The sequence below is a fragment of the Paenibacillus sp. JT31N7 genome (genome assembly GCF_059692095.1).
The window spans coordinates 232,032-257,918 of the sequence record NZ_JCAUAT010000003.1; the positions used below are offsets into that span (position 1 = coordinate 232,032).

Consider the following 25,887-nt stretch of genomic DNA (forward strand, 5'->3'; position numbering starts at 1 on the left):
GCAGATGAACGGCGGGTTAAAACCATTTCGAAGAAGGAGGACGGTCAGATGGCGGCGAATGGTACCATTCAGCGGGCGATTTCGACACTCATTGGAGGCGGGAACTTATCCCGCGATGAAGCGAGGGAGGTCATGCTGTCGGTAATGGATGGGGAAGCAACCCCCGCTCAAATCGGCAGTGTGATGACCGCGATGAGGATTAAGGGAGAAACAATCGAAGAGGTGACGGGCTTTGCCGAAGCGATGAGGCTTAAAGCGACCTCGGTGCAGACCATCCAGGATAATTTGCTGGATACCTGCGGAACCGGGGGGGACGGAGCCGGAACGTTCAACATTTCGACCGCCTCCGCTATCGTAGCGGCAGCCGGGGGCATCCGGGTCGCCAAGCACGGCAACCGTGCGATGTCCAGCAGCAGCGGCAGTGCCGATGTGCTGGAGGCGCTCGGAGTAAACATCGAGCTCGACGGCGACCAGGCGGCGCAGTGCCTCGATCAGATCGGCATCTGCTTCATGTACGCCCAGCGGTATCACCAGTCGATGAAGCACGCTGCGGGTCCCCGCCGTGAGCTGGGTGTCCGGACGGTGTTTAACCTGCTGGGCCCGTTGACCAACCCGGCCGGCGCCGACCGCCAGGTGCTCGGAGTCTTCGAGCGCGGCAAGACGGAACTCGTCGCCGAAGTGCTGGGAGCGCTCGGCCTTAAACGGGCTGTTGTGGTTTCCAGCTACGACGGCTTGGACGAAATCAGCATTTCCGCGCCTACCCAGGTGACGGAATTGAAAAACGGAACGGTGAACACGTATGCCGTCACACCGGACGATCTCGGCTTGCAAACCTACTCCCTGCAAGACATCCAGGGAGGGAACGCGGCGGAAAATGCGGAGATCATCCGCACGATTTTCACAGGCGCTACAGGCGCGCACCGCGAAATCGTGCTTGCCAATGCGGGGGCCTGCTTCTATGTGACCGGAATTGCCGGTACGCTTCAGGAAGGCGTCAAGGTAGCGGCCGATGTCATCGACAGCGGCAGAGCCATGGAAAAATTACAGCAATTAGCCCACTATACAGGAGATCTGAGCTATGTTTCTTGAAAAAATCGTAACAACCAAGCGCAGGGAAGTCGAAGAGCTTCGCGGACGGGTAAGCTCCTCCGAACTGGAACGCCGTATTTCCGCCCTGCAGGCGTGCAGAGGATTCGAAAACGCCTTGCGGGACAGAAGAAAGAGGCCGACGGGACTCATTGCGGAAGTAAAGAAGGCTTCCCCTTCCAAAGGACTTATCCGTGCCGATTTCGATCCCGTCAAATTGGCTTTGGCCTACGCCGAAGCCGGAACGGATTGCATTTCGGTGCTGACGGACAAAGATTACTTCCAAGGCGCCAATGACTACTTAAGCGCCGTCCGGGAAGCGGTAAATGTGCCGCTGCTCCGCAAAGATTTTACCATCGACCCGCTGCAGGTTCTGGAAGCGAGAGTCATCGGCGCGGATGCCGTTCTGCTGATTGCCGCCATTCTTAAGCCTTCCGAGCTGAAAGAGCTCAAGCAGCTGGCTCAGGATGTCGGGCTGGACGTTCTCGTGGAAGTTCACGACCGCCGGGAGCTTGAGACGGTCCTGGAGCAGGACGCGACTCTCGTCGGCATTAACAACCGGAATCTGAAAACATTCGTGACCGATATCAAGACGACGGAAGAACTGGCTGCCATCGTGCCGGACGACCGGATTCTTGTCAGCGAAAGCGGAATTTCTTCCCGGAACGATCTGGAGTTCGTCCGCAATGCCGGCGCCCGGGCCGTGCTGATCGGGGAGCATTTTATGAGACAGCCGGATGTAGGCCAAGCCGTTAATGACTTGATGGGCGAACGCAGCATTACCCCCGATATCTAATACGGAGGAGTAGGCTGTAGAAGAAGTTTCTTGCGTAATCTAGTGGAGTAATGGCGGCAAAAATAAGCTTTTTGACTGCCGGGGAGTGAAGAAAATGGGGTCGGTTTCAAAAAGGCCGGACGTAAAAATTTGTGGACTTCAAAGCGTTGAAGTGTTAAAATCAATCGTACATTTCCCGATTAGCCAGATCGGGTTTGTTTTTGCACCCAGCAGAAGACGAATCACGCCGGAGCAAGCTTCCGAGATGATTGCGTTTCTGCAGGAACGTTCTCTGCAGGGCTACCGTGTTCCCAAGACGGTCGGGGTGTTCGTGAATCCCACCCGTGATGAGCTCGCGGATGTTTTGTCCGTCGCCAAGCTGGATATTATCCAGTTCCACGGGGAAGAGACGCCTGAAACATGCAGAAACATCAAGGAACAATTTGGTGTGGAGCTTTGGAAAGTATCCTCGATTAAAAGCGAAGAGCCTCTTGTTAACGAGAGCTCTTTTTCGGATATAAAAGACGGGATTGCCGGCTGGATACAGCGGTTGGATCCTTATCGCGGTGCAGTGGATGCCGTATTGATCGATACCTTCGATCCCGTATACGGCGGAGGGTCGGGGCGTACATTCTCGTGGGAATGTATACCGGCAGCCCGTGAATGGGCGTTGTCCGCGGCAATGCCCCTGATTGTAGCTGGAGGATTGAACCCAGACAATGTCGGCGGCCTCATTGAAAGCTATGAAATCGACGGGGTTGACGTATCGAGCGGAGTTGAGACCGACGGTGTTAAAGATATCGCCAAGATTGCAGCTTTTGTGGAAAGGGTGACAGGATAATGGCAGCAGTAGTACCAGATGAACATGGAAGATTCGGACGTTTCGGGGGGAAATATGTACCTGAAACGTTAATGAACGCACTGATCGAACTGGAAGAAGCTTACCGTCAATACTCGAAGGATCCCGAATTTATTAAAGAGGTTGAAACTCTGCTGCATGATTATTCCGGCAGACCGACACGGCTTTATCACGCGCAAAGGCTGACGGAGAAGCTTGGCGGCGCTAAAATTTATTTGAAGCGTGAAGATCTTAACCATACGGGCGCGCACAAAATCAACAACACGATCGGCCAGGCGCTTCTGGCCAAGCGGATGGGCAAGAATAAAGTCATCGCCGAAACCGGCGCGGGGCAGCACGGCGTCGCTACGGCTACCGTTGCGGCACTGCTTGGACTGGAATGCAAGGTGTTCATGGGCGAAGAAGATATGAAACGCCAGCAGTTGAACGTGTTCCGCATGCGTCTGCTCGGAACGGAAGTGGTTCCTGTGTTGTCCGGCAGCCGTACGCTCAAGGATGCGTGCAACGAGACGCTCCGCTACTGGGTCAGCAACGTGCACGATACGTATTATATCCTCGGATCCGTAACCGGTCCGCATCCGTACCCGATGATCGTCCGCGATTTCCAGCGTGTGATCGGAGACGAGACGCGTTCGCAGATTCTGGAACTCGAAGGAAGACTGCCCGATACGGTTATCGCTTGTGTCGGCGGAGGCAGCAACGCGATGGGGATGTTTTATCCGTTCGTCAGTGATGAAAGCGTGCGTCTGATCGCTACGGAAGCAGCCGGACGCGGCGTAGATACCGAAGAGCATGCGGCGACGATGTCCAAAGGAAGTCCGGGAGTGTTCCAGGGCTCTCTCAGTTACGTGCTCCAGGACGAATTCGGCCAGGTGATTCCGGCCCACTCCATATCGGCAGGCCTTGATTACCCCGGCGTGGGACCCGAGCACGCTTACCTGAAAGACTTGAAACGGGCCGAATACGTGCCGATCACAGACGCCGAGGCGCTCGAAGCTCTGCAGCTGCTCTGCAAGACGGAAGGCATTATTCCGGCTTTGGAAAGCGCGCATGCGGTCGCCCAAGCGATAAAAACGGCTCCGACTATGTCTCCTGACGAGCTTCTTGTCATTTGTTTGTCGGGCCGCGGAGATAAAGACGTGGAAGCTATCATGGGTTATCTCGGAGGTGCAGATCATGAATCGCATTGATCGTAAATTTACGGAGCTGAAATCCGCCGGTAAGAACGCATTGATTCCTTTTATTACGGTAGGGGACCCTACAGCGGAGATTACCCTGGATATTATTCGTGAACTGGAGAAATCCGGCGCGGATCTGCTGGAGCTGGGCGTCCCGTACTCCGATCCGCTCGCGGACGGCCCCGTTATTCAGGAGTCTTCCGGACGTGCCCTGAAAAGCGGGATTACCGTGCTGAAGGTAATCGAAATCGCCAAGCAGGCGCGCAGCGAGGGATCCGAGCTGCCCATGATCTTGTTTACTTACTACAATCCGCTCCTTCGCATCGGGCTGGAGCGCGTTTTTGACCTCATGAAGGAAAGTGATATCAGCGGCATTATTATTCCGGACCTGCCGATGGAGGAAGACGCGGAAGCCAAGCAGCTAGCGGAGCGGCACGGCATTCATCTGATTCCGCTGATTGCGCCGACTTCCAACGAACGTGTGCAGAAAATCGTCAGCCGGGCTTCCGGCTTTGTCTACTGCGTGTCCTCCATGGGAGTGACCGGGGTACGCTCCGAGTTTCATGCCGGTTTGGACGATTTCCTGGCTTCCGTGAAAGCGGCCACGGACTTGCCGATCGCTATCGGCTTCGGGATTTCGAACCGCGAGCAGGTAGAGCGTTTCGAGAAAACGTGCGACGCGGTCGTCGTGGGCAGCGCCATCGTCCGGCGCATCGGCGAACAGGAACACCGCCTCCAGGACGAAAGCACGAAGCAAGATGCGCTGAAACAAATCGGCGAATTTGTGAGCGGCTTGAAAGGCGCGTCTTTTCAAACGCAAAGTTAACGAGTAAGCAAGAAGAAGGCAGATAGAGAGATTGGCAGAGGTGATAGACATGCGTCCCAAACAACAGGTAACGAAACTGCCGGTATACCAGCCGGGCAAACCGATTGACGAAGTAAAAAGGGAGCTTGGCTTGACTCATGTGATCAAGCTGGCTTCCAACGAAAATCCGTTCGGATTTTCGCCTAAAGCCAAAGAAGCGATTCTGGCTGATCTTGACAATTTGACCTTGTATCCGGACGGAGCCGGAGCCGAGGTGACCCGGGCCGTTGCCGGCCACTATGGCGTTAACGCGGACCAGCTTATTTTCGGGGCGGGATCGGATGATGTGATCCTTATGATCGCCCGGGCCTATCTCGTACCCGGAGATGAAACGATCATGGCGACCCATACGTTTCCCCAGTACAAACATAATGCGGAAATCGAAGGCGCGGTCTCGATTGAGGTTCCTTTAAAAGAGGGCAAACACGATCTGGACGAAATGCTTCGCCGCGTCAATGAACGGACGAAAATCGTCTGGATCTGCAACCCGAACAACCCGACGGGAACGATTGTAACCGGGCAGGAGTTGGAAGCCTTTATGGCCAAAGTTCCTTCTAGCGTCATGGTGGCCCTCGACGAGGCTTACTATGAATATACGACCGATGGGGAGTATCCGGACAGCCTGGAACTGCTGAACAAGTATCCCAATATCGTGGTCCTCCGCACGTTCTCGAAAATTTACGGGCTTGCTTCCCTGAGGATCGGGTACGGAATCGGGCATCCGGAAGTGATTCGTACGATCAATCAGGTGCGGGAGCCGTTTAATACGACCCGTTTGGCCCAAGCCGCCGCCGCCGCCGCTATCCGGGACCAGGATTTTGTGGATCAGTGCCGCAGGCTCAACCGGGAAGGCATCGAGTATCTGCTCGGCGAGTTCCTAAAACTGGGGCTTTCCTCGTATCCGGCTCACGGCAATTTTATCCTGGTGGATATCGGCCGTCCTTCCGGTCCGGTATTTGACGAGCTTCTTCGTCACGGCATTATCGTCAGAAGCGGGGAAAAACTGGATTTCCCGACCATGCTAAGAGTAACGGTGGGCAGCAGAGAGCAGAACGAAGCATTCGTTCGTGCGCTTGAGCTCGTGCTTCACGGGACTGTTCAAGAATCATAATACGTATAGGAAAAGGTTATCAAACATGACTACAATTTCAATTTTCGGCGTCGGGCTTATTGGCGGCTCGCTCGCTCTGTGCTTCAAAGGCAAACCGGACATTACGGTAATTGGCCACTCCAATAACCCGACGTCGGTAGAAAATATGGTGAAAAGACGCATCGTGGACGAAGGAACGACCTCGATGCAGGCGGCGGCCGAAGCCGCCGATATCATTTTTCTGTGCGTGCCCGTAGGGGCGCTGGAATCGTATCTCGAACGGTTAAAGCAGTTTTCCTTAAAGAAGGGCTGCATTATAACGGATGTGGGCAGCACGAAGCTGTCCGTCGTACAGTGTGCGGAGAAACTGGGCTTCAAGGACGCTTATTTCATCGGCGGTCATCCTATGGCCGGTTCGGAGCGTTCCGGCATGGAAGCGGCCTCTTCGCATTTGTTCGAGAATGCATTCTACGTTCTGACACCGGGAACAGACACGCCGGTTGCTGAAGTCGAGCGTTTGGCCAGCCTCCTTGCGTATACGCAAGCCCAGATTATCCGAGTGGACGCACGCGAACACGACGATATCGTGGGAGCCATCTCACACCTGCCGCACATGATTGCAGTCGCGCTCGTTAACCAGATCCGGACGTACAACGACTCCAATGAGCTTTACAAAAACCTGGCGGCCGGCGGTTTCCGCGATATTACGCGTATCGCTTCCAGCGATCCTTTTATATGGCGGGATATCCTCGTCAACAACCGCACCGTTCTGCTGAAGCTTCTGGACGACTGGGATCAACAGATTTCATTATTCCGCGAGCTTCTCGAAAAGGAAGACGGCGAAGGCATCCAGAAGCAGTTTGAGGTAGCCGGGACATTCCGCAAGCAGGTTCCGGACCGCCGTAAAGGAATGCTTAATCCGCTGTACGATATTTATGCGGATATTCCGGATCATCCGGGAATGATCGGGCAGATCGCTACGCTGCTCGGTAAACACCGGCTCAATCTGAGCAACCTGCAGATTATCGAGAGCCGTCTGGACGTACCGGGTGTGCTTCGTCTGTCTTTCCGGGACCAGGAAACCGCGGACAAAGCATCGGCCCTGCTCAGCGAGCAGTTTTCCATCCACGTATAGATCGCTTTCTTCCTACGGAACCATGAAGTCTCTTTCCCGTATGCGCAGGTGCCTTTAAACTGGCGTGTGAAGGGGGAAGAGGCTTTTTTAATGGGAGCTAACAGGTCTTCAAAAACTTTTTTCGTAAACGTTTTCAAAAAAGCATTGACTTTTTGTAAACGGATTCATATAATAAAAGTACAGTATGGTTTCTCTCCACTCCTATCCGATAATCGCACATTGTGCAGCCGCCTCGTAGAGGTGGTTTTTTTTTGCCTTTTTTTCGATGGCGCAGCGAATCGGGAGAAAATTTTACAGCTCTATACAATATTTGTTATAGTGATATCAAGTTGTGCTTCGATTGATGAAAGTTAGCCCGCAGACCGCGCAACTTTTTGGTTCCCGCCCGGTATAAGCATGTGAACGGAAGCGGGGAACCCGAACGTACTGTGCAGGAGGGGTGCACGTAATGACGGATACCCAGTTGATTCGTGAAGTTAAGGATGGAAATGTAGGGAAATACAACGAGCTGATGCACCGCTATGAGCGCAAAATTTTCGTTTTTATTTATCATATGCTCAAAAGCGCCCAGCTGGAGTTGATGGCTGAGGATTTGTGCAACGAAACTTTTTACAAAGCATACCGGAGCCTGAGTTCGTTCCGTGAAGCGGAAGCTTCCTTCTCTACCTGGTTGTATACGATCGCACGAAACACCGTGCTGAGTGAAATGCGCAAACACAAAATCGTTAAAATATCGCTCGACAATTGCGGACATACCCCTCAAACTTCGTTTGAATCGCTTCCCGAACAGACCGTAATACGGAAGGAGAAAGTCTCCATGGTCCGGATTGCGATCAATAGTCTGCCGGAGAAGCAGAGATCGGCTCTGATCCTGAGGGAATACGATCAACTGGATTATCAGGAGATCGCATCCATTTTGGGACAAACCGTCAGTTCGGTCAAATCTCTGTTGTTCCGGGCCAGAGCCAGCGTAAAGCTGCAGCTGGAGCCCTATTACAACCCGGACAATTGGCTGGAAGAATGCGAGGGGATGACGCGGAGATGAAATGTGAGGACGTTCAGGAATGGCTGCTTGAATACATAGACGGTACGGCCAGCGAGCTGAGGCGCCAGGCCGTCCGGGTGCATGCGGACGGCTGCAAGCGCTGCTCGGACCAGTTCAACTCCTGGCAGGAGTGCCGGGATCTGATCCGCTTATCGCTGCGTACCGATACGCCTGTCCCGCGAGTATCGATCGCGGATTCGGTGATGCAGCGGATCGGCGCTTACGAGCCGTGGCGTTATCCGGCACAGGCGGGGGCCCCGGGGAGCTCCGGACGCGGGCGCAAATTTCGCAGCGCGGGCCGTTTGGCGGCCTCCTTCTGCCTGCTGCTTTTCGTAGGCGTACTGCTGTGCCTTTCTCTGAACTCGTCTCCCGATTTCCTGGGGAAGGGCTTAAGCTCGGCTTATGAGCATGCCTACGCGGCATCGCCGGGAATGGAAGCGGCCTCGGCGATGAACGGCCGTACGATGAAGCAGGCCGTTGCGGGCCTGAATGTTTCGACGGTGATGCCGAACAGGAGCACGTTTGTTTTACCGTCTTACGTTCATCATCTCATCGCGTTATCGCTAATCGGCTTGTTTGTCAGCTTCCTGTTTCACGCCTGGATCGGACGCGGCAAACGATAAAAGAAAACCAAGGTAAGTACCCGCCAGCTCTTACGGAGCTGGTTTGTTTATGGAGGAGATTATATTGACCACAATCGGATTAGTCCGGCATGGCAGCACCGAATGGAACCTTCTAGGGAAAATACAGGGGGCACTCGACACGGAGCTTACCGAAGAGGGAAAAGAACAGGCACGGAGACTGGGGACACGGCTGCGCGGAGAAGCGTGGGACGGCATCATCTGCAGTGATTTGAAACGCGCGAAGGAAAGCGCGCAGCTGATCAGCGAACGATCGGGCATCCCGATTGCCGGAACGGACAGCAGGCTCAGGGAGAAAGGCTTCGGACAGGTTGAGGGTACGACGCTCCAGGAACGGCTCGACCGCTGGGGACCGGACTGGCTGAAGCTGGAGCTTGGCGGGGAGACGGACGAGCAGGTCCGTAGCCGCTGGCTTTCGTTCTATGCGGATTTATGTGTTCAATACCCGCAAAGCCGGATGCTTATCGTCAGCCATGGAGCATTTATCGGACGAGCGTTAGAGACAATGAAACTGGAGCGCCCGGACGACCCTCTCACAAACGCGTCCTTGACGATTGTCCGACAGGCCAGCGCGGTGTGGGAATGCACGCTGTATAATTGTACGGAGCATTTGATCGTGTGAGCAATGGAAACAGGTAAAGCATGTCTGCCCGAGGGCGGATATGCTTTTTTTTGCGTTAAAGGTTTAATTCAGGGAATTATTCCCATACTGGTAGTACAAACAAGTATACGGCTAACTAGAAGGATTTGCGGTCGGGAAAGACGGCGGACAGAAATCGTGAAAGGAGGTGGCGGACTTGAATCTGGCCGATATGCTCAGTTACGCGGATATCCACGATTTAAACCGGATTGCGGATACGTATGACTGCGAGTGCAACATGCACTCCAAGAACGAACTGATCCAGTCTATATTGACTACGGTCAGCCGCAGGGACATTTTCGAAGAGCGGGTAGATGCGTTATCGGTTGAAGATATCCGGTTTTTGAGCACCCTGTTGTTTGAAGATCGGGGGCTGCTCAGTCTGGAAGAGCTCATTGCCCGCGTGCAGCAGGCCAAGTTTCTGAAGGAAGAGAAGGAAAATTCCAACCCGCGCGACACGATCTCGAAATTCAAAAAGCACGGCTGGCTGTTTCACGGCTATTCCCAGCAGACCAAGTATCTTTTTCAAGTGCCTCATGATTTGAAGCGGCGTTTCGGCGATGTGCTGACCCGCAATTACAAAAGCCGCCTTACCTTTACGGTAGATCCTGCCGTCTATCGTGACGAACATACCCTGATGGCTGACGATGTACTTCAGCTTATGCGGTATATCAGGGACCATGAAGTGCTGCTGACCCATGAAGACGTCATGTACAAGCGGCAGCTGTCTCAGATACTGGGCAACATGGCGGTCAAGGAAGAACTGGTAGGCAAGACGGCATGGAGATTCGGCTACGGACGCAAATTCAAGGAATATCCGAACCGGTTCTCGCTGATCTACGACTACTGCTTTTTCCAGGGGCTTCTCCAGGAACGGAGCGGGCTGCTGCTCCTCACGGAGAAAGGCGCGGAGATGACGGCCGCCGGGTTGAGACCGGACCAGGACGAGCTGTACCGTTTCTGGCTCCGGCTTTACAAAGGCCCTGTCTACAACCTCCAGTCCATCGTACAGTGGACGGCCCGCCTGGCCGGCAGTTGGGTGACGACCGCGTCGCTGGCGGAAGTGTTATGTCCGTTAATCCGGCCCTTTTACTACGATTCGCCGGAATCGATTTTCGAACAGCGGATTATCGCCATGATGATGCATCTGGGACTGCTGGCCGACGGGGAAGAAGAACATGCCGGAGCCGTGGTCCGCATTACCCCTCTGGGCGGCAAAACGATTGCCGGCAACCAGATTGCCGAAGAAGACAAAATCGATTTGAAAGAATAGCGCCCGTTGATCTGCGGCTGCCCTTAACCGGCCGCAACGTTTGACGGCTTCTCCTCCCGGCATCTATGATGAGAAAAAATCCAGAGGAGTGAGCTGCGCTATGCTGCATCCTTTTAAAGGCTTATTTCCCGCTATCGCGTCTTCGGTCTACATCGCCCCGGGCGTACAGATTATCGGAGATGTTTCCGTCGGTGAAGATTCCACCATCTGGTTCAATGCCGTCCTGAGAGGAGATTTGGCTCCGATCCGGATCGGGAACCGGAGCAATATTCAAGACGGATGCATCGGTCATGTCAACACGGACCAGCCGCTGATCTTAGAAGACGACGTTTCCGTCGGTCATGGTGCCCTCATACACGGCTGCCGTATAGGCAGGGGCACATTAATCGGAATGGGGGCGATCGTACTAAACGGCGCCGAGATCGGTGAATATGCTTTAGTAGGGGCAGGTTCTCTCGTTACTGAAGGTACGATTCTTCCGGCTTATACGCTGTCGCTGGGAACTCCGGCAAAAGTTGTGCGGGAATTAACACCTCAGGATCTCGAACGGATGAAACGCACGACGGATAACTATGTAAGCAAGGGAAGAGAGTACCGGATGGAACCAGGGAAGTAATACAATCCTATCGCTGCTCTGCATTGTGCGGACGATACCTGGAGGTAGATCCCTATGGGAAGAATGAATGTTTCAAATGAAGCGCTGCTGGGTCTGATCGCTGAATTGGTAATGGATGATGCCATGCGGAAATATAAAGAAAATCATCTCTATCAACAGATTGACAGCGCTCTAGCCGAGGGTGATGAAGCTACTTTTTTAGCGCTTACCGCCGAACTCAAATCCATCCAATCCCCCAGCTAGGCTGCCCGTATTGTCGCAAATCTTATTGAAAAACAGGACTGCTGCAACCTCGGCATGTCCCGTCATTATCCTCTCTTTCTTGCGGACCATCCAGACGGATGCGGGGCTGCGGAAGGAGGGGATTTTTTGATTTCCGCGGGATAAAAGGGTACCCACCGTTTGCCCCGATATGGTAAAGTAGCTCTATTGATCGGAAGGGGAGAGAAGGATGAAGTTTAGCGAGATTACGGAAAAAGACTGGACGGACCTGCAGCCGTACCTGGACACCTGTCTGCTTCCCGTTACGGGGCTGGGCGGTGCGGAGCAGCCCTGGGAAGCGGGAGACGCTCTGGAAAGCCTCAGGGACGTACTGGACGTGCTGGAGATTCCCTACAAAGGAAGAGTCGTCACGTACCCGGCTCTCCATTACTGCTCCGCGGAGGATACGGACCGGGAGTACGTGGAACGGACCTGCGGACAGTTAAGGAAGGTCGGTTTCGCTTATGTGGTCGTGGTGACCGCTCATCCTGAGATCGGGGCTTGGCAGCTGCCGAATGCGGATCTGATCGTGTACATTTCCCCCGAGGCGCTGCAGTATCCCGGACAGGAAGCGAAGAAAACGATAGGGGAACGGATCGAACAGCTCTGGTTTTCAAAAAAATCAGAAGAGATTCGTTAGAATTCGAAAATTTGGTAAAGATAAAAAGGATGGCGTGTTTCCCGGAGGAAATTGTGACAATTTTGTTAAAATCACAAGATAACCCGAGAAGGCACTCCCTCGACCTTGCGGCTACAACCTTGACGCCCCAAAGGTCGTAGGATATTATTAGTAATGTCCTAGTCTATGAAGTGTAAGATAATGTCGAACGACACGTGATATAGGTTCGATTTGTCATGCGACAAATTGAATGGCTTAGGGGGGTAGCACGCGAAATGAGTGAACGCAACAATTCGAATGAGCACCATGGCAAAAAGCCTGTAGTACGGCGTCAAATGTCCCGCCGCCAGTTTCTTTCGTACACGCTCGGCGGTACCACTGCTTTCATGGCAGCCGGTATGGTAGCTCCAATGCTGAGATTCGCGGTGGATCCGGTGCTTCAGCCGAAGAAGGCTTCGGATTGGATCAAAGTAGTTGAAGAAGCCAAAATTACGAATGAGCCCAAATCATTCACGTTCCAAGTCCATCAGGTGGACGGCTGGTACGAGAGCGATGTGGAACTGACAGCATGGATCACCAAGGGTCAAGATGGCAAAGTCTTCGCCTTGAACCCGACATGCAAGCACTTGGGTTGTACGGTTAACTGGAACAACAATCCGGAGTACAAAAACCAGTATTTTTGCCCATGCCACGGCGCGCATTACACCGCTGACGGCAAAAACCTTGCGGTAGCTCCAGCTCCGCTGGACGAATACGACGTAAAAATCGATAAAGGATTCGTCTATCTGGGACAGCTGCACGCTAACACAAGGGCGAAATAAGGAGGGCGTAACGATCAGATGTTTAAAAATATGTACAACTGGATCGACGAACGTCTAGATATCACGCCGATCTGGAGGGACGTAGCCGATCACGAGGTTCCCGAACACGTCAACCCGGCTCACCATTTTTCCGCTTTCGTTTATTGTTTCGGCGGTCTGACGTTCTTTGTCACTGTAATTCAAATCTTGTCCGGTATGTTCCTGACCATGTACTATACACCGGACATTATCAACGCTTATGCAAGCGTTGACTATTTGCAGCACCAGGTAGCATTCGGTGTTATCGTGCGTGGTATGCACCACTGGGGAGCATCCCTTGTTATCGTCATGATGCTGTTACATACGCTCCGCGTTTTCTTCACGGGTTCTTACAAAGCGCCTCGTGAAATGAACTGGGTCGTCGGTATGCTGATTTTCTTTGTCATGCTTGGTCTTGGTTTCACCGGTTACCTGCTTCCTTGGGATAACAAAGCCTACTATGCAACGCAAGTAGGGATCAAGATCGCAGCATCGATTCCATTCTTGGGTCAATATGTTCAAACGTTCCTGCAGGGTGGAGATATTGTAGGTGCGCAGACGCTGACGAGATTCTTCGCACTTCACGTGTTCTTCTTACCTGCAGCTCTCCTCGCATTACTGGCCGGACACTTCATAATGATTCGCAGGCAGGGGATTTCCGGACCGCTATAAAATGAAAGGAGGGTACTTAAGTGGCTCACGGACAAAAAGATGGCGAGAAAGTCGTCTATGTAGGCGACTCTCGTGTTAAGAAAACAGTAAAAAACACCGTACCTCCGGATTATTCGTCTTATCCGGGGAAATCCGAAGCTTTCATTCCGAACTTTCTATTGAAAGAATGGATGGTTGCCGTTGTGTTTCTGGTCGGTGTATTGTGTCTGGTTATTTCAGAACCGGCGCCGCTCGGCTACCCGGCTGATCCTAAGAACACATCCTTTATTCCGATTCCGGACTGGTACTTCCTGTTTATGTACCAACTGCTGAAATATCCGTATACATCGGATCAGTACGTCGTTATCGGTACGCTGATCGTACCCGGACTGATGTTCGGCGGACTTCTTCTGGCACCTTTCCTGGATACAGGTAAAGAGCGCCGTTTCTACAGACGCCCGATCGCTTCTTCGTTGGCGCTTCTGACGTTAATCGCTTCCGCATACTTGACGTATACCTCCTGGCATCATTACCAGCTGGAATTGAAAGCGACTAACACGATTCCGGAGCACATCAAGCGTGAAGAAGAAATGAAAGAGAAGAGAGCAGCTGGCGGTGCCGCTTCCGGCGGTGGCGGACAGCAGCAGAAAGCGGCAGGCGTCGTCGCGGCAGACGATCCGGCTGCTGAGATTTACAAGAAAGCGACATGCGTATCTTGTCATGGCGGCGACCTGAAAGGGATGCCGAACAACGGAATCCCCGCACTTCGCGGTGTAGGCGACAAGCATGATAAGGAACAGATCATGAATATCATCAAGAACGGCCAGGGGGCTATGCAGCCTCAGTATAAAGACAACATCGCCAAAGGGTTGACCGATGCCGATTTGGACAAACTGGCTGACTGGCTCGCTAAACAAAAGAAAGCCCAATAAGCATGTCTAAGAACCTGACCGTACGCAGACGGTCAGGTTTTTTTGTAAAACCAAATGTACGGAAGAAATCCGTTAAGCGGGATTTCCGAGGGGAGCAGAACGATGAGAAATAACGCCATCCTGCATCAGGCACTTACTCTCTTGAGAAGCCGGCCTATGCTTTGGCTGCTGTTTTGGGTGAATGCTTTAGGAACCGTGTATGGATATTACTGGTATAAATATCAGTTAATAGATACGTATGATTTTGAGCCTGTCTGGTATCTGCCTTTTGTTCCGGATAGCCCGACGGCAAGTCTGTTTTTTACGCTTAGCCTTCTCTATCTGTTAAAAGATGAGCGCACGAACGGAGTCGGTTTGGGGAAACCGTCGCTGCTGCGGGGGTTTATTGAAGCGTTCGGGCTCGTGACCTCCTTCAAGTACGGGATCTGGGCCGTAGCCATGATCTGGTCCGGCTATGCGCTGGGAGACCCGGTCGCTTGGCAGGACTGGATGCTGACCCTTTCTCATCTGGGCATGGCGGTTGAGGTGCTTTTATTCGCATCGGTGATGACATATTCGATTCCCGCATTGATGCTGGTAGCCGTTTGGGTGTTTGCGAACGACTGGATGGATTATACGCGGGGAATCTTTCCCAGACTCTCCGAGGTGCTGATGCCTCATCTGGATACGATCCAGTGGTTTACCATCGGGTTAAGCGCAGCGGGCATCCTTGTGGCACTTGCCTATCTGCCTTATCAAAAACACCGGCTCCGCAAGGTCTAAATGTGGACATCCCTCCATATGATGGGGTAGGAGGGATGTCCACATGTTGTTTAGTTCTTGCAAGCGGATCATCGGATTGCTCGGAGCATGGGCAATCTTCACATCGGTGACGGTCGGGTGTGCAACCGCTCCGAAAGAAGCAGTTCCCGCGGCATCGATGACTCCGGTTCAAATGAAAACGGCTGAATCCTTGAATGAAGCCGCGGAACAGCTGTACAAGCTGTCGGAACAGGGGAAAACGACTGAAGCCAGAATCGAACTCGAGCAGCTCGGAGAACTTGCGACGAAGCTGACGTATGACGGTTCGATCACGATAGAAGGTTTGCACGCTTTGACGGAAACGATTACGGAGGCGAAGAAAACCTATGCCTCTGTTTCTTTTTCCCAGGATGAAGCTCGCTTCGCCGCCGCAAAAATAAGACTGGCCGCCGATGCGCTTACCCACCGGGGACAGCCGATGTGGCTCCAGTACTACAAGCTGATCAAAGATGACCTGAAACGGATCGAGACGAACGTAGCGGCCCGGAAGAAGCTTGAAGCCTTGCTGGCTTACAACAAGCTGTACCGGCATATGTCGACGATTCGTCCGGCGCTGCTTATCAGCCGAGCTCCCGCAGAAGTGGAGAAGCTGGATTCCCTGCTCGTGTTTATGAGAAAAGGATTGTCCGCGCCCGATCTGGACAAAGCGAATATGCTTCAAGCCTCGGATGAGTTCGGCAAAACGATCGACGGAATATTCGGCCGTTCCGACCGTGAAGCTTTCCTGCCGCTGCCCGACACGCAGGAACCTGTATTCTGGTCGCTCGGAGTCGGCGCGTTCATTATCGGCGTCCTGCTGTATGCCGGCTGGAGGATGTTCCGCCTGAAGCCCGGTTACGACACTGTCCGGCATAAAAATAAAGAAGGCTTCTAGTCGACCTTGAAGCCTTCTCCCAATACTTCGTGCACTTCGTTGATAATAATGAATGCGGTGGGGTCAATGGATTTGACCAGTTCCTTGAGCCGCCGCATTTCCTGCCGATAGACCACGCAGTAGACCACTTCTTTCTCTTGACGGGAGAAAGCTCCTTTGGCCGGAAAAAGAGTGACGCCCCGGTCCAATTCCTTTTGAATCGCCTGAGACACTTTTTCCGCTTCATTGGTAATGATCGTAAATGCTTTGGCGGAATGCGAGCCCTCCGTAATATAGTCGATCATTTTGGAGCCTATAAACACGCTGACCAGCGAGTAAAGTACTTTTTCCTTCGGTATGTAGAATAAAGACGTGCCGATAACGATGAGGTCGATCAGCAGAATGACCTGCCCGACGCTCCATCCCTTCCACTTGTTGCCCAGCTGGGCAAGAATATCCGATCCCCCGGTCGTTCCCCCGAAACGGAATACGATCCCGAGTCCGAGGCCAATCGTAAAACCCGCATATAACGCGGCAAGCAAATAATCCTGCTTGGTGATAAAGGGGACAATCCATCCTTTTCCGATCATGATTTCCATTACCCATAAGAAAAACGACGACGAAAGAGAGCCGAAAATCGTGTAGACCATAGCTTTGGAGCCGAAATGTCTCCATCCCAAGTAAAAGAGCGGCACATTCAGAACGAGCGTCGTTGCGGAAGGCGGAAGCAGGAAAATATAGTGCAGAAGCAGCGAAATGCCCGTTAGCCCGCCTTCCATAAGCTCGTTGGGAATGACAAAATAATGGACCCCGAACGAAAAGATGGCGGTTCCGAATGCGATCGGCATAAACTGCTTCAAATACGGCATTGTCTTATCTTTTAATGCCACTGCCATTATTGTCTCCTCCTTCCCGGACTTGCCACTAATCACCAATCCTATTGTAATGAAATTCGGGGCCGTTGTCATCCGGGTCCCCGAGAGGACATAGTTGTCCCTGCCGGATCATAAGGAAAAACAGGCCTGATTCCATTCCTTGGCCTGTTTTTTTGCATGGAAAGAAAAACGTTAATAAAAATCTTTTTTGCGGTATTTGCCGATAAATCCGGCTAAACCGAGCAAACCTATGAAGCCCAGCCAGTCCCAGTCGGGATCGTCTCTCCTCGCGGAATCGGATACTTTGGAATCGAACTGCATCAGATTGACGTTATACTCTTTGGACGGAGGGTAATCGCCCGGCTTAGGAATCGGGTCTAGGGGAGGCTGGGGCAGACTGGTGCCTACGCCGCCGTTTGAATACTCTGCCGGATCGGCCGTTCCGGTGGACCCGCTAATGCCGGACTTGATCGGCTGAGTTCCGTAGGATGAGGGCTTATTATCGGGATAACCGAGCGTCCCGGGTTCTCCGTGTATGCCCCGGTCAGCGGATTGCGCGATGCAGGTACCGCAAACGGTTAAGAGCATCATAACGCAAAGCGAAAAACTGTACAGCCGTTTCATCTGAATCCCGCCTTCTTGTATGACTTCGCTTGCTGCTTATCTTTGGTTTTCCCTGTAAGCTGAATGTCATACAAGGAAAGTGTTGTCCGAAAATCGAAAATTGCAATAAAAACGAGTCTATAATAAGATGTTGATAAGATTTAAGTTAGGCTGGAAAGAAAGAGAGGCCCTTTTATGGCGGAACGTTCAATGAAGGATCTGCAGCAGGAAGTGGATACATACATATCGCAGTTTAAAGAAGGCTATTTCAGTCCTCTTGCCATGCTGGCCAGAATGTCCGAGGAAGTCGGGGAATTGGCCAGGGAAGTCAATCACCAGTTCGGGGAAAAGCCTAAGAAAGCATCCGAAGAAGAAAACTCGATTGAGCTGGAGCTCGGTGACATTTTGTTTATTACCATTTGCTTCGCCAATTCGCTGGGGATTGATTTAACCGAAGCGCACGATAAAGTGATGAAGAAATTCAGCACCCGCGATGCGGACAGATGGACCAAAATAAACACCGATTCCGGCTAATCCTCATATGCTGTACCATCCCCGGCTCTTTTGCGGGCGGAAGGAGGATGGATGATGGATGGGGAACAGGAAATTCAGAAGGCCTATGAGGCTATTCTGAATAATGATTTCGAAGAAGCGATCGCATGGTTCGAAAAGGCGGTATTATCGGAGCCAGGTAACGCTTCTTACCATTATAAGCTTTCGATTACGTATGCCAGGAGCGGAAAGCTCGCGAAAGCGATCGATCATGCGGTCGACGCTTATGATCTGGAACCGGAAAGCGAAGCTTATCAGTATCATCTGACTACGCTGAAAGCCAAAGCACTGATTGCGGAAGCGGACAAGTATCTGGACCAAAGCCGGGATAGGGAGCCGCTAAAAAACGCGATCGTTCTGCTGAAGCAGGCGGCTGCCCTGGATCCGCTGAGTGCGGAGGCCTGCTTGAAGCTTGCCGCTGCTTACGCGGGCTTAAGCGACTTTGACCTGGCCGTACACGCGGCCGAAGAGGCCATTCGCCTTGAACCGCTGAATAAGGCAGCGGCGGTACTGCTCGATGAGTACCGCAGGAAGCTGCGCCAGTATTTGAAACCTTAAACACTGCACAAGATAAGAAAGGGCGGTATATGTGATGACTCAGGAAGTAATTAAAGTAGCGGTTGCCGGAGCAAGCGGACGGATGGGCCGTGAAGTGGTAAAAATGGTGCTCGGAGATTCTTCATTAAAGCTGGTGGCTGCCGTTGACCGGTCCTCCGGTCCGGTAGACGCCGCATCTTTGGTGGGTCTTCCGGATTGCGGCGTTAAAATGTCCAACGATCTGGAAATGGCTTTGGTTGAAGGCAAAGCGGACGTTCTGGTAGACTTCACCGGACCTCAGAGCGCTGTCGCCAATACGGCGCTGGCTATCCGTCACGGTGTCAGACCGGTAATCGGAACGACCGGCTTTACGACCCAGGATATCGAAGAGTTGGACAAACAATGCAAGGAGAAGAAAATCGGCGGACTGATCGCCCCCAATTTTTCCATCGGCGCTATTCTGATGATGAAATTCGCTTCGCAGGCGGCCAAATATTTTCCCCACCTGGAAATTATCGAATATCACGGGGACCAGAAACTTGATGCTCCGTCGGGTACATCCGTGAAAACAGCGGAGCTGATCTCTAAGAACCGGGAAGAATTCCGGCAAGGCAACCCCAAAGAAGAGGAACAGCTTGAAGGAGCGCGCGGAGCTTATTATAACGGTTTCCGTATCCATAGCGTCCGGCTTCCGGGTGTTTTTGCCCAGCAGGAGGTTATTATGGGGGCGTACGGAGAATCGCTTAAAATCCGTCATGATTCTTATGAGCGAGCGGCTTATATGCCAGGCGTCAATACGGCCGTGCATAAAGTGATGACTTATGAAGGCATGATTTACGGCTTCGAACATTTTATCGACTGACTGAATTGCTTCGTTCCCGAAAGTGGACTTTTATAACCTACTATCCTTATTTTTCATGCTCCTCTACGAAACATACATATCAGCAGGCCCCCTGAAGGCAGGGAAGGGAGAGTTTACAAGTGAGCTTAAATATTGCCTTAATCGCCCACGACCGAAAAAAAGACGAGATGGTCAATTTCGTAATCGCCTATGAAAAGGTGTTCGATGGGAACCGGCTTTTCGCAACCGGAACCACGGGACAAAGGATTATGGAAAATACCGGTCTAACGATCCACCGGTTTATGTCAGGCCCCCTTGGCGGGGATCAGCAGATCGGTGCGATGGTAGCTCAGAACGAGATGGACCTGATTATTTTCCTGCGGGATCCTTTGATGGCCCAGCCTCATGAACCCGATATCATTGCTCTGCTCCGTTTATCCGACGTAATGGGCATCCCCGTCGCAACGAATATCGCTACCGCGGAGCTTCTTGTACGCGCTCTGGATAGAGGGGATTTCGCCTGGCGGGAGCTTGTCGACAAGTACAAGCCGGGGGAAGAATAATGCAGACGGTAGATATCCTCGTATTCGGAGCGCATGCGGATGATGCGGAGATCGGAATGGCCGGTACAATCTTGAAACACACAAGAGCGGGTTATACCGTAGGCTTGTGCGATCTGACCCGGTCGGAAATGTCGTCGAACGGGACGCCCGAAAACCGGCTGGAAGAAGCGAACAAAGCGGCGGAAGCGATGGGGATTGTGCTCCGGTCCAATCTCGGGCTTCCCGACCGGGGCTTATCGGCCGTCTCGAAGGATCAGATTGAAGCGATTACGAAGGAAATCCGGCTGAGAAAGCCTAAAATCGTGTTTGCCCCGTACTGGGAAGACCGTCATCCGGATCATATCGCATGCTCGCGCCTAGTGCAGGAAGCGGTTTTCAACGCCAAACTTAGACGGTATTTGCCCGAAACGGAAGCTTGTCAAGTGGAGAGCCTTTTCTTTTATTTCATTAACGATACCGTGGATCCGGACATTGTGGTAGATGTTTCGGACGCCTATCCCGACAAGAAAGACGTGTTAAAAGCTTACCGTTCCCAATTCTCGCCTCCTCAGGTCGGAGAGGACATTGTTCTGACCCCCCTGAACCAGAATTACGTGGAACGCGTGGAAGCGAGAGACGCGCTGCTGGGACAGAAGCGGATGATGGTTTACGCGGAAGGGTTTATGTCCAAGCTGCCCGTTGCACTTCAATACTTTCTGTCCAAGAAAGGAACCTGAGCATGAAGGATAAGCTCAAAATCGGAATCACGTGCTACCCTACCCTGGGAGGTTCCGGAGTGGTTGCGACGGAGCTCGGCAAGCTGCTCGCGGAAAAAGGCCACGAGGTCCATTTTATCACGCACAGCATGCCGTTCAGGCTGGGTAAGTTTCACCGGAACATTTACTATCACGAGGTAGAGGTCAGCGATTATTACGTATTCCGCTACCCTCCTTACGATTTGTCCCTTGCAAGCAAGCTTGCGCAGGTGGCTCAGATGCAGAAGCTGGATCTGTTGCATGTGCATTATGCGATCCCGCATGCCGTTTGTGCGCTGCTGGCCAAGCAGATGGTGGGACCGGACTTAAAAGTCGTCACGACCCTTCACGGGACGGACATCACGGTACTAGCCCAGGATCAGTCCATCAGCGACCTGATCCGGTACGCCATTAACGAAAGCGATGCGGTTACGGCCGTTTCCAACGATCTGATCACGGAAACGAGAGAAACGCTCGATATTTCCCGTGACATCGATCTGACCTACAACTTTGTGGACAAACGGGTGTATTATCCGCGGGACGTGAAGTCGCTCCGCAAAGAGTTCGCCCGGGACGACGAGAAAATATTGCTGCATATTTCGAATTTCCGGCCGGTCAAAAGGGTTACGGACGTTGTCGATATTTTCAAGCGCGTCAGCGAAAAAATCCCGAGCCGTCTTCTTTTTGTAGGGGAAGGCCCGGAGCTGTCCAAAGTGATTTCGTACGTGAAAGAGCTGGGTCTTAGCGACCGGGTCAACTTTTGCGGCAAACAGGATGATGTGGCGCAGCTTATTTCCCTGGGAGACGTTATGCTTCTGCCTTCGGAAAAAGAAAGCTTCGGGCTTGTCGCTCTGGAAGCGATGGCCTGTGGCGTGCCGACGGTCGGTTCGATAGCGGGTGGTATTCCCGAGCTCGTGACGCACGGGGAGACCGGCTTTCTGGCGGAGATCGGCGACACCGAGAAAATGGCGGAGTATGCAGTCGAGCTGCTCCGTGATCCGCAGGCGTACGAAAAAATGTCGGCCGCATGTCTGAACCGTGCCCGCACGACGTTCTGCAACGACTGGATCACGATGCAGTACGAAGAGATCTATTACCGGGTTTTGGGAAGAGAGCTGCCTTCGTCGCACCGGGTGGATAAACAGGCTTGCGCGGAAGGGTAAGCGTGATCCGGTAACGGAAGGAAGAGTACATACCATGGAAGAGAAAAACCGGACCATGATTGAAGAAGGGCGCAGAGTGCTTGAGAGGCTGCGCTCCCTTCGGCATGAGGCTTATTTTGTCGGCGGGTTTGTCAGGGACTTTGTTCTGGGAAGACCCGTTAAGGATGTGGATATCGCGACTTCGGCTAAACCAGAAGATGTCATGGAGGCATTCCCCAAAACGGTGCCTACAGGGCTTCAGCACGGCACGGTAACGGTCCTTACGGGGGCGTACAGTTTTGAAGTCACCACATTCCGGAAAGAAACGGATTACGAGGGGTTCCGAAGACCGGCGCAGGTCGAATACATTACGGATTTGGAAGAAGATTTGAAAAGACGCGACTTCACGATGAACGCCATGGCCATGGATGCGGAAGGAAGCCTGATCGATCCGTTCGAAGGGCGAAGCGATATGGACAGAGGCGTTCTGAGATGCGTGGGGGAGGCATCCGAACGTTTCGGGGAGGATGCCTTGAGGATGCTGCGCTGCATCCGGTTCGCAGCCGAATACGGCCTCGACATCGAAGAGGCCACGTGGCAGGCTTTGCTGCGGCAGGCCCCTCTGCTGCGGCACATCGCGATGGAGCGCGTACGCGCGGAGCTCCAGCGCATGGTGGGCGGCGCCGACCCGGCTCGCGCCGCGGGTCTGCTCCTCGCGAGCGGGCTGTGGCGGCACGCCAAGACTCCGCTCGCGCTGCCCTTCGCCGCATGGGGACATCCCCATGCGCGGGCGGTCATCGCCCATCTGTCCTCTGTCCCTGCGGAAGAGGACAGATGGGCGGTTCTGCTGCTGCTGCTCGGTTCGCAGCAGCTTGAAGCCGTCAGAGCGGAGCTGCGCGCGCTGACGTTTCCTGGCGAGGACATTGCGCGTCTGACGCGCATCCTCGCCGTGCATGCACAGCTTCAGCGCGGTGACGCTGAAGCTGCGGCGGTGCGGCCGCGGCCGGACGCACCGGCGTCCGCGGAGGAGCGCGCAGCCGCGCGGTTCAAGCTTGCCGTGCTTGCCAACGGCAAGGAGGCGGCGCGCGGCTGGATGCGCGCGGCGTGTCTGCTGCGGGCAGCGTGGCGGCAGCAAGACGCTCCACCGTCCGCAAATTCCGCGGAGTCCGGCCTGGCGATGACTCAAGGTGAGTCAGACTGCCTTACAGCTTCACACACGGGAGCCAAGCGTCCGGAGCAAGACGCTCCGTCGTCCGCAAATTTCGCGGAGTCCGGCTCGGCGATGACTCAAGGTGAGTCAGGCGGCCTTGCTGCTTCACACACGGAAACCGGGCGTCCGGGGCAAGACGCTCCGCCGTCCGCGAATCCCCTGCAGACTGGTCAGGCGGTGCCAGACCATGCATTCGGCCGGTACGAAGCTTCAGGGGACCGCTCCACGGGCGAAGACATACATACAGCGGCCAGTGAAGCATGTCTGGAAGAACTTTTCCGCTTCATGACGGACGAAGCTGTCGTTTACCTGGATAACGGTGAACCATGGATACGCGTAATGCCGGTTTATAGCGTCAAAGATCTCGCCGTCGGCGGAAGCGATCTGATGGCGCAAAGCGGACAAAAGGCGGGACCCTGGATAGGCGAAGCGCTGAATAGGCTTCTGGAACGGGTTGCCTTGGGGGAATTGGAAAACACCAAAGAAATTTTAATGACGGAAGCTTTCCGTCCTACAGAAATGCGAGATGAGTGACTGATGGCGGTACGCGAGCGAATTGTAGACTTGTTCCGGAGCAATCCGGGCGTATATTTGTCCGGCGAGCAAATCAGCCGGGAGCTGGGATGCAGCCGGACAGCCGTCTGGAAGCATATCGAAAGTCTCCGGCAGGACGGTTTTCAGTTCGAAGCCGTCACCCGAAAAGGCTATCGTCTGATAGAAGAGCCGGACAAGCTCCGAAAAGCTCATATCGAGGAAGCCTTGCAGACACGGTTTATGGGCAGGCATATCGAAGTCCGGGAAGCGGTAGACTCCACAATGAACGAAGCGCATAGGCTCGTTGCGGAAGGGGCCGAGGAAGGGACGCTGGTCTTTGCCGAAGAGCAGACCTCCGGCCGCGGCCGGATGGGCAGGCACTGGCATTCGCCGAAAGGAAAGGGCATCTGGATGAGCCTGATCTTGAAGCCGCGTGTACCGGTTTATTTCGTTCCTCAGCTTACGCTGCTTACCGCGGTAGCTCTTTGCCGGGCCATCCGCAAGGAGTGCGGCGTCGAAATCGGCATCAAATGGCCCAATGATCTGCTGGTCAAAGGCCGCAAAGTAAGCGGGATTCTGCTCGAAATGAGCGGAGAAGACGAGCGGCTGAAATACGTCATAATCGGTGTCGGCATTACGGCGAATCTGACCGATGCCGATATCCCGGAAGCTCTGAAGCCGGTCGCGACTTCACTTGCCTTGGAATCGGGATCCCCCGTTAAGCGGGAAGCGATGATTGCGGCTTTTCTGAATGAGCTGGAGCAGCTCTACGACCTGTATCTGGAAAACGGGTTCGCTCCGATCCGGATCATGTGGGAAGCGATGAGCGTATCGCTGAATTGTCCCATCCGGGTCAAAACGGGTGAAGGAACGGTGGAAGGCCGGGCGGATTCGCTTGATGACAGTGGGGCGTTAACCGTGATCGCGGACGACGGACGCAAAATTAAAATTTACAGCGGCGATGTCGAATTACGCTAAACCGTCTGTTCAAAAGAACGGGTTTTTGATATACTGTCACCGTAAGGCGGTATCTTCGGAACTGCACTTATACGGTTAACGCTTTAGACAACTGCATAAAGTACGTTTGTGTGTTTTCTGATTCTGCTCTGAGCCTGAAGGACCGAGACAGAAGGATCATACGATTCACGATTCTTTGACTATGCGCCCTTTCAGTCTGTTTGCTGAAGGGTTTTTTTGATGCTTAGAACCCGGTCAAGGCTTGGACGGAAGCACGGTTTTATTTTTTCCACATTAAAAAAGAAAGCGTGGGATTGACATGGCGCAAGAGCGCAAACCGGTGACGACTGTCAAGCTGCAAAAAATGAAAGCGAGCAAGGAACCTATCTCGATGGTGACGGCCTACGATTATTTGACGGCCAAACTGGCGGACGAAGCGGGAGTGGACATGATTCTGGTGGGAGATTCCCTGGGAAATGTGATTCAGGGTCATGAATCTACTCTGCCCGTTACGCTGGACGAAATGATTTATCATGCCAAAACGGTAACGCGTGCCGTAAAATCGGCCTTTGTCGTAACGGATCTGCCGTTTATGACGTATCACGGAAGCCTGGATACGACCCTTCAGAACGCGGGACGGATTATGCGCGAGGGGCTGTCCAAAGGGGTGAAGATGGAAGGCGGCGCGGAAATTGCCCATGCGGTTAAAGCGCTGACTCAGGCGGGTGTTCCCGTCGTCGGCCACCTCGGATTGACTCCTCAGTCGGTTCACGTGCTTGGCGGGTACCGCGTACAGGGCAAAAATTCCGAGCAGGCCCGCAAACTGATGGAAGACGCTAAAGCGCTCGAAGAAGCAGGCGCAATCGCGATCGTATTGGAATTGGTAACGGAAGAACTGGCGGAATGGATCACAAGCAAACTGTCCATCCCGACAATCGGTATCGGTGCAGGAGCTGCCTGTGACGGCCAGGTTCTCGTTTTTCACGATATGCTCGGCTACGAGCCGGATGCTCCGGCCAAAAAGTTCGTTAAAGCTTACGCGCAGGTCGGCCTCGCCATCCGAGAAGGAATCGGGCAGTATGTGGCGGAAGTGAAAGGCCGCAAATTCCCGGCCGAGCAGCACAGCTTTAAAGGAGACAACGAAGTTCTCCAGTATTTGTACGGAACGGCCGTTAAATAA

General features: G+C 53.4%; 30 protein-coding genes. 28 read left to right on the forward strand and 2 right to left on the reverse strand.

Annotated features, from left to right (window positions below; genetic code table 11):
- Positions 1-48: 48 nt before the first annotated feature.
- The 19 genes from trpD to AC58P5_RS15720 all read left to right on the forward strand — a co-directional run bounded on the left by trpD (position 49) and on the right by AC58P5_RS15720 (position 16,180).
- Complete coding sequence (gene trpD / locus AC58P5_RS15630; RefSeq protein WP_497387996.1) at positions 49-1,089, forward strand: anthranilate phosphoribosyltransferase; 1,041 nt, start codon at positions 49-51, stop codon at positions 1,087-1,089.
- Positions 1,079-1,882 (forward strand): indole-3-glycerol phosphate synthase TrpC, encoded by an 804-nt coding sequence (gene trpC, locus AC58P5_RS15635; protein ID WP_497387998.1) that lies wholly within the window; start codon positions 1,079-1,081, stop codon positions 1,880-1,882. Before trpD ends, trpC begins: the two co-directional genes overlap by 11 nt.
- A 94-nt stretch (positions 1,883-1,976) precedes the next feature.
- A complete protein-coding gene (locus tag AC58P5_RS15640) occupies positions 1,977-2,702 on the forward strand; it encodes a phosphoribosylanthranilate isomerase (protein WP_497388000.1) in 726 nt (241 codons plus the stop codon).
- Positions 2,702-3,910 carry a tryptophan synthase subunit beta gene (gene trpB, locus AC58P5_RS15645; RefSeq protein WP_497388002.1) on the forward strand — a complete coding sequence of 403 codons (1,209 nt, stop codon included), beginning with the start codon at positions 2,702-2,704 and terminating at the stop codon, positions 3,908-3,910. Before AC58P5_RS15640 ends, trpB begins: the two co-directional genes overlap by 1 nt.
- Positions 3,897-4,724, forward strand: a complete 828-nt coding sequence (trpA, locus tag AC58P5_RS15650) for a tryptophan synthase subunit alpha (RefSeq protein ID WP_497388004.1) — start codon at positions 3,897-3,899, stop codon at positions 4,722-4,724. The genes trpB and trpA overlap by 14 nt, the downstream gene beginning before the upstream one ends.
- A 49-nt stretch (positions 4,725-4,773) precedes the next feature.
- Positions 4,774-5,874: a histidinol-phosphate transaminase gene (gene hisC, locus AC58P5_RS15655; RefSeq protein ID WP_497388007.1), complete on the forward strand. Its 1,101-nt coding sequence runs from the start codon at positions 4,774-4,776 to the stop codon at positions 5,872-5,874.
- 25 nt (positions 5,875-5,899) lie between these two features.
- Positions 5,900-6,988 (forward strand): prephenate dehydrogenase, encoded by a 1,089-nt coding sequence (locus AC58P5_RS15660; protein ID WP_497388009.1) that lies wholly within the window; start codon positions 5,900-5,902, stop codon positions 6,986-6,988.
- Between the two features lie 448 nt (positions 6,989-7,436).
- Entirely contained in the window at positions 7,437-8,033 is a 597-nt protein-coding gene (locus tag AC58P5_RS15665) for an RNA polymerase sigma factor (RefSeq protein ID WP_497388011.1), read from the forward strand.
- Complete coding sequence (locus AC58P5_RS15670) at positions 8,030-8,656, forward strand: anti-sigma factor family protein (protein ID WP_497388013.1); 627 nt, start codon at positions 8,030-8,032, stop codon at positions 8,654-8,656. Before AC58P5_RS15665 ends, AC58P5_RS15670 begins: the two co-directional genes overlap by 4 nt.
- 49 nt (positions 8,657-8,705) lie before the next feature.
- Positions 8,706-9,296 carry a histidine phosphatase family protein gene (locus AC58P5_RS15675; protein WP_497388015.1) on the forward strand — a complete coding sequence of 197 codons (591 nt, stop codon included), beginning with the start codon at positions 8,706-8,708 and terminating at the stop codon, positions 9,294-9,296.
- A 175-nt stretch (positions 9,297-9,471) separates the two neighbouring features.
- On the forward strand, positions 9,472-10,587 hold the full coding sequence (locus AC58P5_RS15680) for a hypothetical protein (RefSeq protein ID WP_497388017.1): 1,116 nt from the start codon (positions 9,472-9,474) through the stop codon (positions 10,585-10,587).
- A 100-nt stretch (positions 10,588-10,687) separates the two neighbouring features.
- The gene (locus tag AC58P5_RS15685) at positions 10,688-11,203 is read left to right on the forward strand and encodes a gamma carbonic anhydrase family protein (RefSeq protein ID WP_497388019.1); all 516 of its coding nucleotides are present in this window, start codon (positions 10,688-10,690) and stop codon (positions 11,201-11,203) included.
- Between the two features lie 54 nt (positions 11,204-11,257).
- A complete protein-coding gene (locus tag AC58P5_RS15690; protein ID WP_042228421.1) occupies positions 11,258-11,446 on the forward strand; it encodes an IDEAL domain-containing protein in 189 nt (62 codons plus the stop codon).
- Between the two features lie 208 nt (positions 11,447-11,654).
- Positions 11,655-12,104, forward strand: a complete 450-nt coding sequence (locus AC58P5_RS15695; RefSeq protein ID WP_497388021.1) for a DUF2487 family protein — start codon at positions 11,655-11,657, stop codon at positions 12,102-12,104.
- A gap of 254 nt (positions 12,105-12,358) precedes the next feature.
- Entirely contained in the window at positions 12,359-12,904 is a 546-nt protein-coding gene (locus AC58P5_RS15700) for a QcrA and Rieske domain-containing protein (protein ID WP_497388023.1), read from the forward strand.
- An 18-nt stretch (positions 12,905-12,922) separates the two neighbouring features.
- Positions 12,923-13,594: a menaquinol-cytochrome c reductase cytochrome b subunit gene (gene qcrB / locus AC58P5_RS15705; RefSeq protein WP_377595107.1), complete on the forward strand. Its 672-nt coding sequence runs from the start codon at positions 12,923-12,925 to the stop codon at positions 13,592-13,594.
- Positions 13,595-13,614: 20 nt separating this feature from the next.
- Positions 13,615-14,505, forward strand: coding sequence for a c-type cytochrome (locus AC58P5_RS15710; protein WP_497388025.1), 891 nt, complete (start codon positions 13,615-13,617; stop codon positions 14,503-14,505).
- 102 nt (positions 14,506-14,607) lie between these two features.
- Positions 14,608-15,267, forward strand: coding sequence for a DUF1405 domain-containing protein (locus AC58P5_RS15715; RefSeq protein ID WP_497388027.1), 660 nt, complete (start codon positions 14,608-14,610; stop codon positions 15,265-15,267).
- Between the two features lie 43 nt (positions 15,268-15,310).
- The gene (locus AC58P5_RS15720; RefSeq protein WP_497388029.1) at positions 15,311-16,180 is read left to right on the forward strand and encodes a sporulation protein YpjB; all 870 of its coding nucleotides are present in this window, start codon (positions 15,311-15,313) and stop codon (positions 16,178-16,180) included.
- Here AC58P5_RS15720 and AC58P5_RS15725 read toward each other — a convergent pair.
- Positions 16,177-17,055, reverse strand: coding sequence for a YitT family protein (locus AC58P5_RS15725; protein WP_497388031.1), 879 nt, complete (start codon positions 17,053-17,055; stop codon positions 16,177-16,179). The genes AC58P5_RS15720 and AC58P5_RS15725 overlap by 4 nt on opposite strands.
- Before the next feature lie 171 nt (positions 17,056-17,226).
- A complete protein-coding gene (locus tag AC58P5_RS15730) occupies positions 17,227-17,658 on the reverse strand; it encodes a WGxxGxxG-CTERM domain-containing protein (RefSeq protein ID WP_497388033.1) in 432 nt (143 codons plus the stop codon).
- A 174-nt stretch (positions 17,659-17,832) separates the two neighbouring features.
- On the opposite strand from AC58P5_RS15730, the gene AC58P5_RS15735 reads away from it, so the two are divergent.
- The 9 genes from AC58P5_RS15735 to panB all read left to right on the forward strand — a co-directional run bounded on the left by AC58P5_RS15735 (position 17,833) and on the right by panB (position 25,887).
- Positions 17,833-18,171, forward strand: a complete 339-nt coding sequence (locus AC58P5_RS15735) for a nucleotide pyrophosphohydrolase (protein WP_497388035.1) — start codon at positions 17,833-17,835, stop codon at positions 18,169-18,171.
- A gap of 51 nt (positions 18,172-18,222) precedes the next feature.
- Positions 18,223-18,747, forward strand: a complete 525-nt coding sequence (locus AC58P5_RS15740; protein WP_497388036.1) for a tetratricopeptide repeat protein — start codon at positions 18,223-18,225, stop codon at positions 18,745-18,747.
- 34 nt (positions 18,748-18,781) lie between these two features.
- On the forward strand, positions 18,782-19,588 hold the full coding sequence (gene dapB / locus AC58P5_RS15745; protein ID WP_497388038.1) for a 4-hydroxy-tetrahydrodipicolinate reductase: 807 nt from the start codon (positions 18,782-18,784) through the stop codon (positions 19,586-19,588).
- A gap of 119 nt (positions 19,589-19,707) precedes the next feature.
- Positions 19,708-20,130 (forward strand): methylglyoxal synthase, encoded by a 423-nt coding sequence (locus AC58P5_RS15750; protein ID WP_497388040.1) that lies wholly within the window; start codon positions 19,708-19,710, stop codon positions 20,128-20,130.
- Positions 20,130-20,846, forward strand: a complete 717-nt coding sequence (gene bshB1, locus AC58P5_RS15755; RefSeq protein WP_497388042.1) for a bacillithiol biosynthesis deacetylase BshB1 — start codon at positions 20,130-20,132, stop codon at positions 20,844-20,846. Before AC58P5_RS15750 ends, bshB1 begins: the two co-directional genes overlap by 1 nt.
- A 2-nt stretch (positions 20,847-20,848) precedes the next feature.
- Complete coding sequence (gene bshA / locus AC58P5_RS15760; protein ID WP_497388044.1) at positions 20,849-22,027, forward strand: N-acetyl-alpha-D-glucosaminyl L-malate synthase BshA; 1,179 nt, start codon at positions 20,849-20,851, stop codon at positions 22,025-22,027.
- A 34-nt stretch (positions 22,028-22,061) separates the two neighbouring features.
- A complete protein-coding gene (locus AC58P5_RS15765; RefSeq protein WP_497388046.1) occupies positions 22,062-23,750 on the forward strand; it encodes a CCA tRNA nucleotidyltransferase in 1,689 nt (562 codons plus the stop codon).
- 3 nt (positions 23,751-23,753) lie between these two features.
- Positions 23,754-24,728: a biotin--[acetyl-CoA-carboxylase] ligase gene (locus AC58P5_RS15770; protein ID WP_497388048.1), complete on the forward strand. Its 975-nt coding sequence runs from the start codon at positions 23,754-23,756 to the stop codon at positions 24,726-24,728.
- A gap of 298 nt (positions 24,729-25,026) precedes the next feature.
- On the forward strand, positions 25,027-25,887 hold the full coding sequence (panB, locus tag AC58P5_RS15775; protein ID WP_497388050.1) for a 3-methyl-2-oxobutanoate hydroxymethyltransferase: 861 nt from the start codon (positions 25,027-25,029) through the stop codon (positions 25,885-25,887).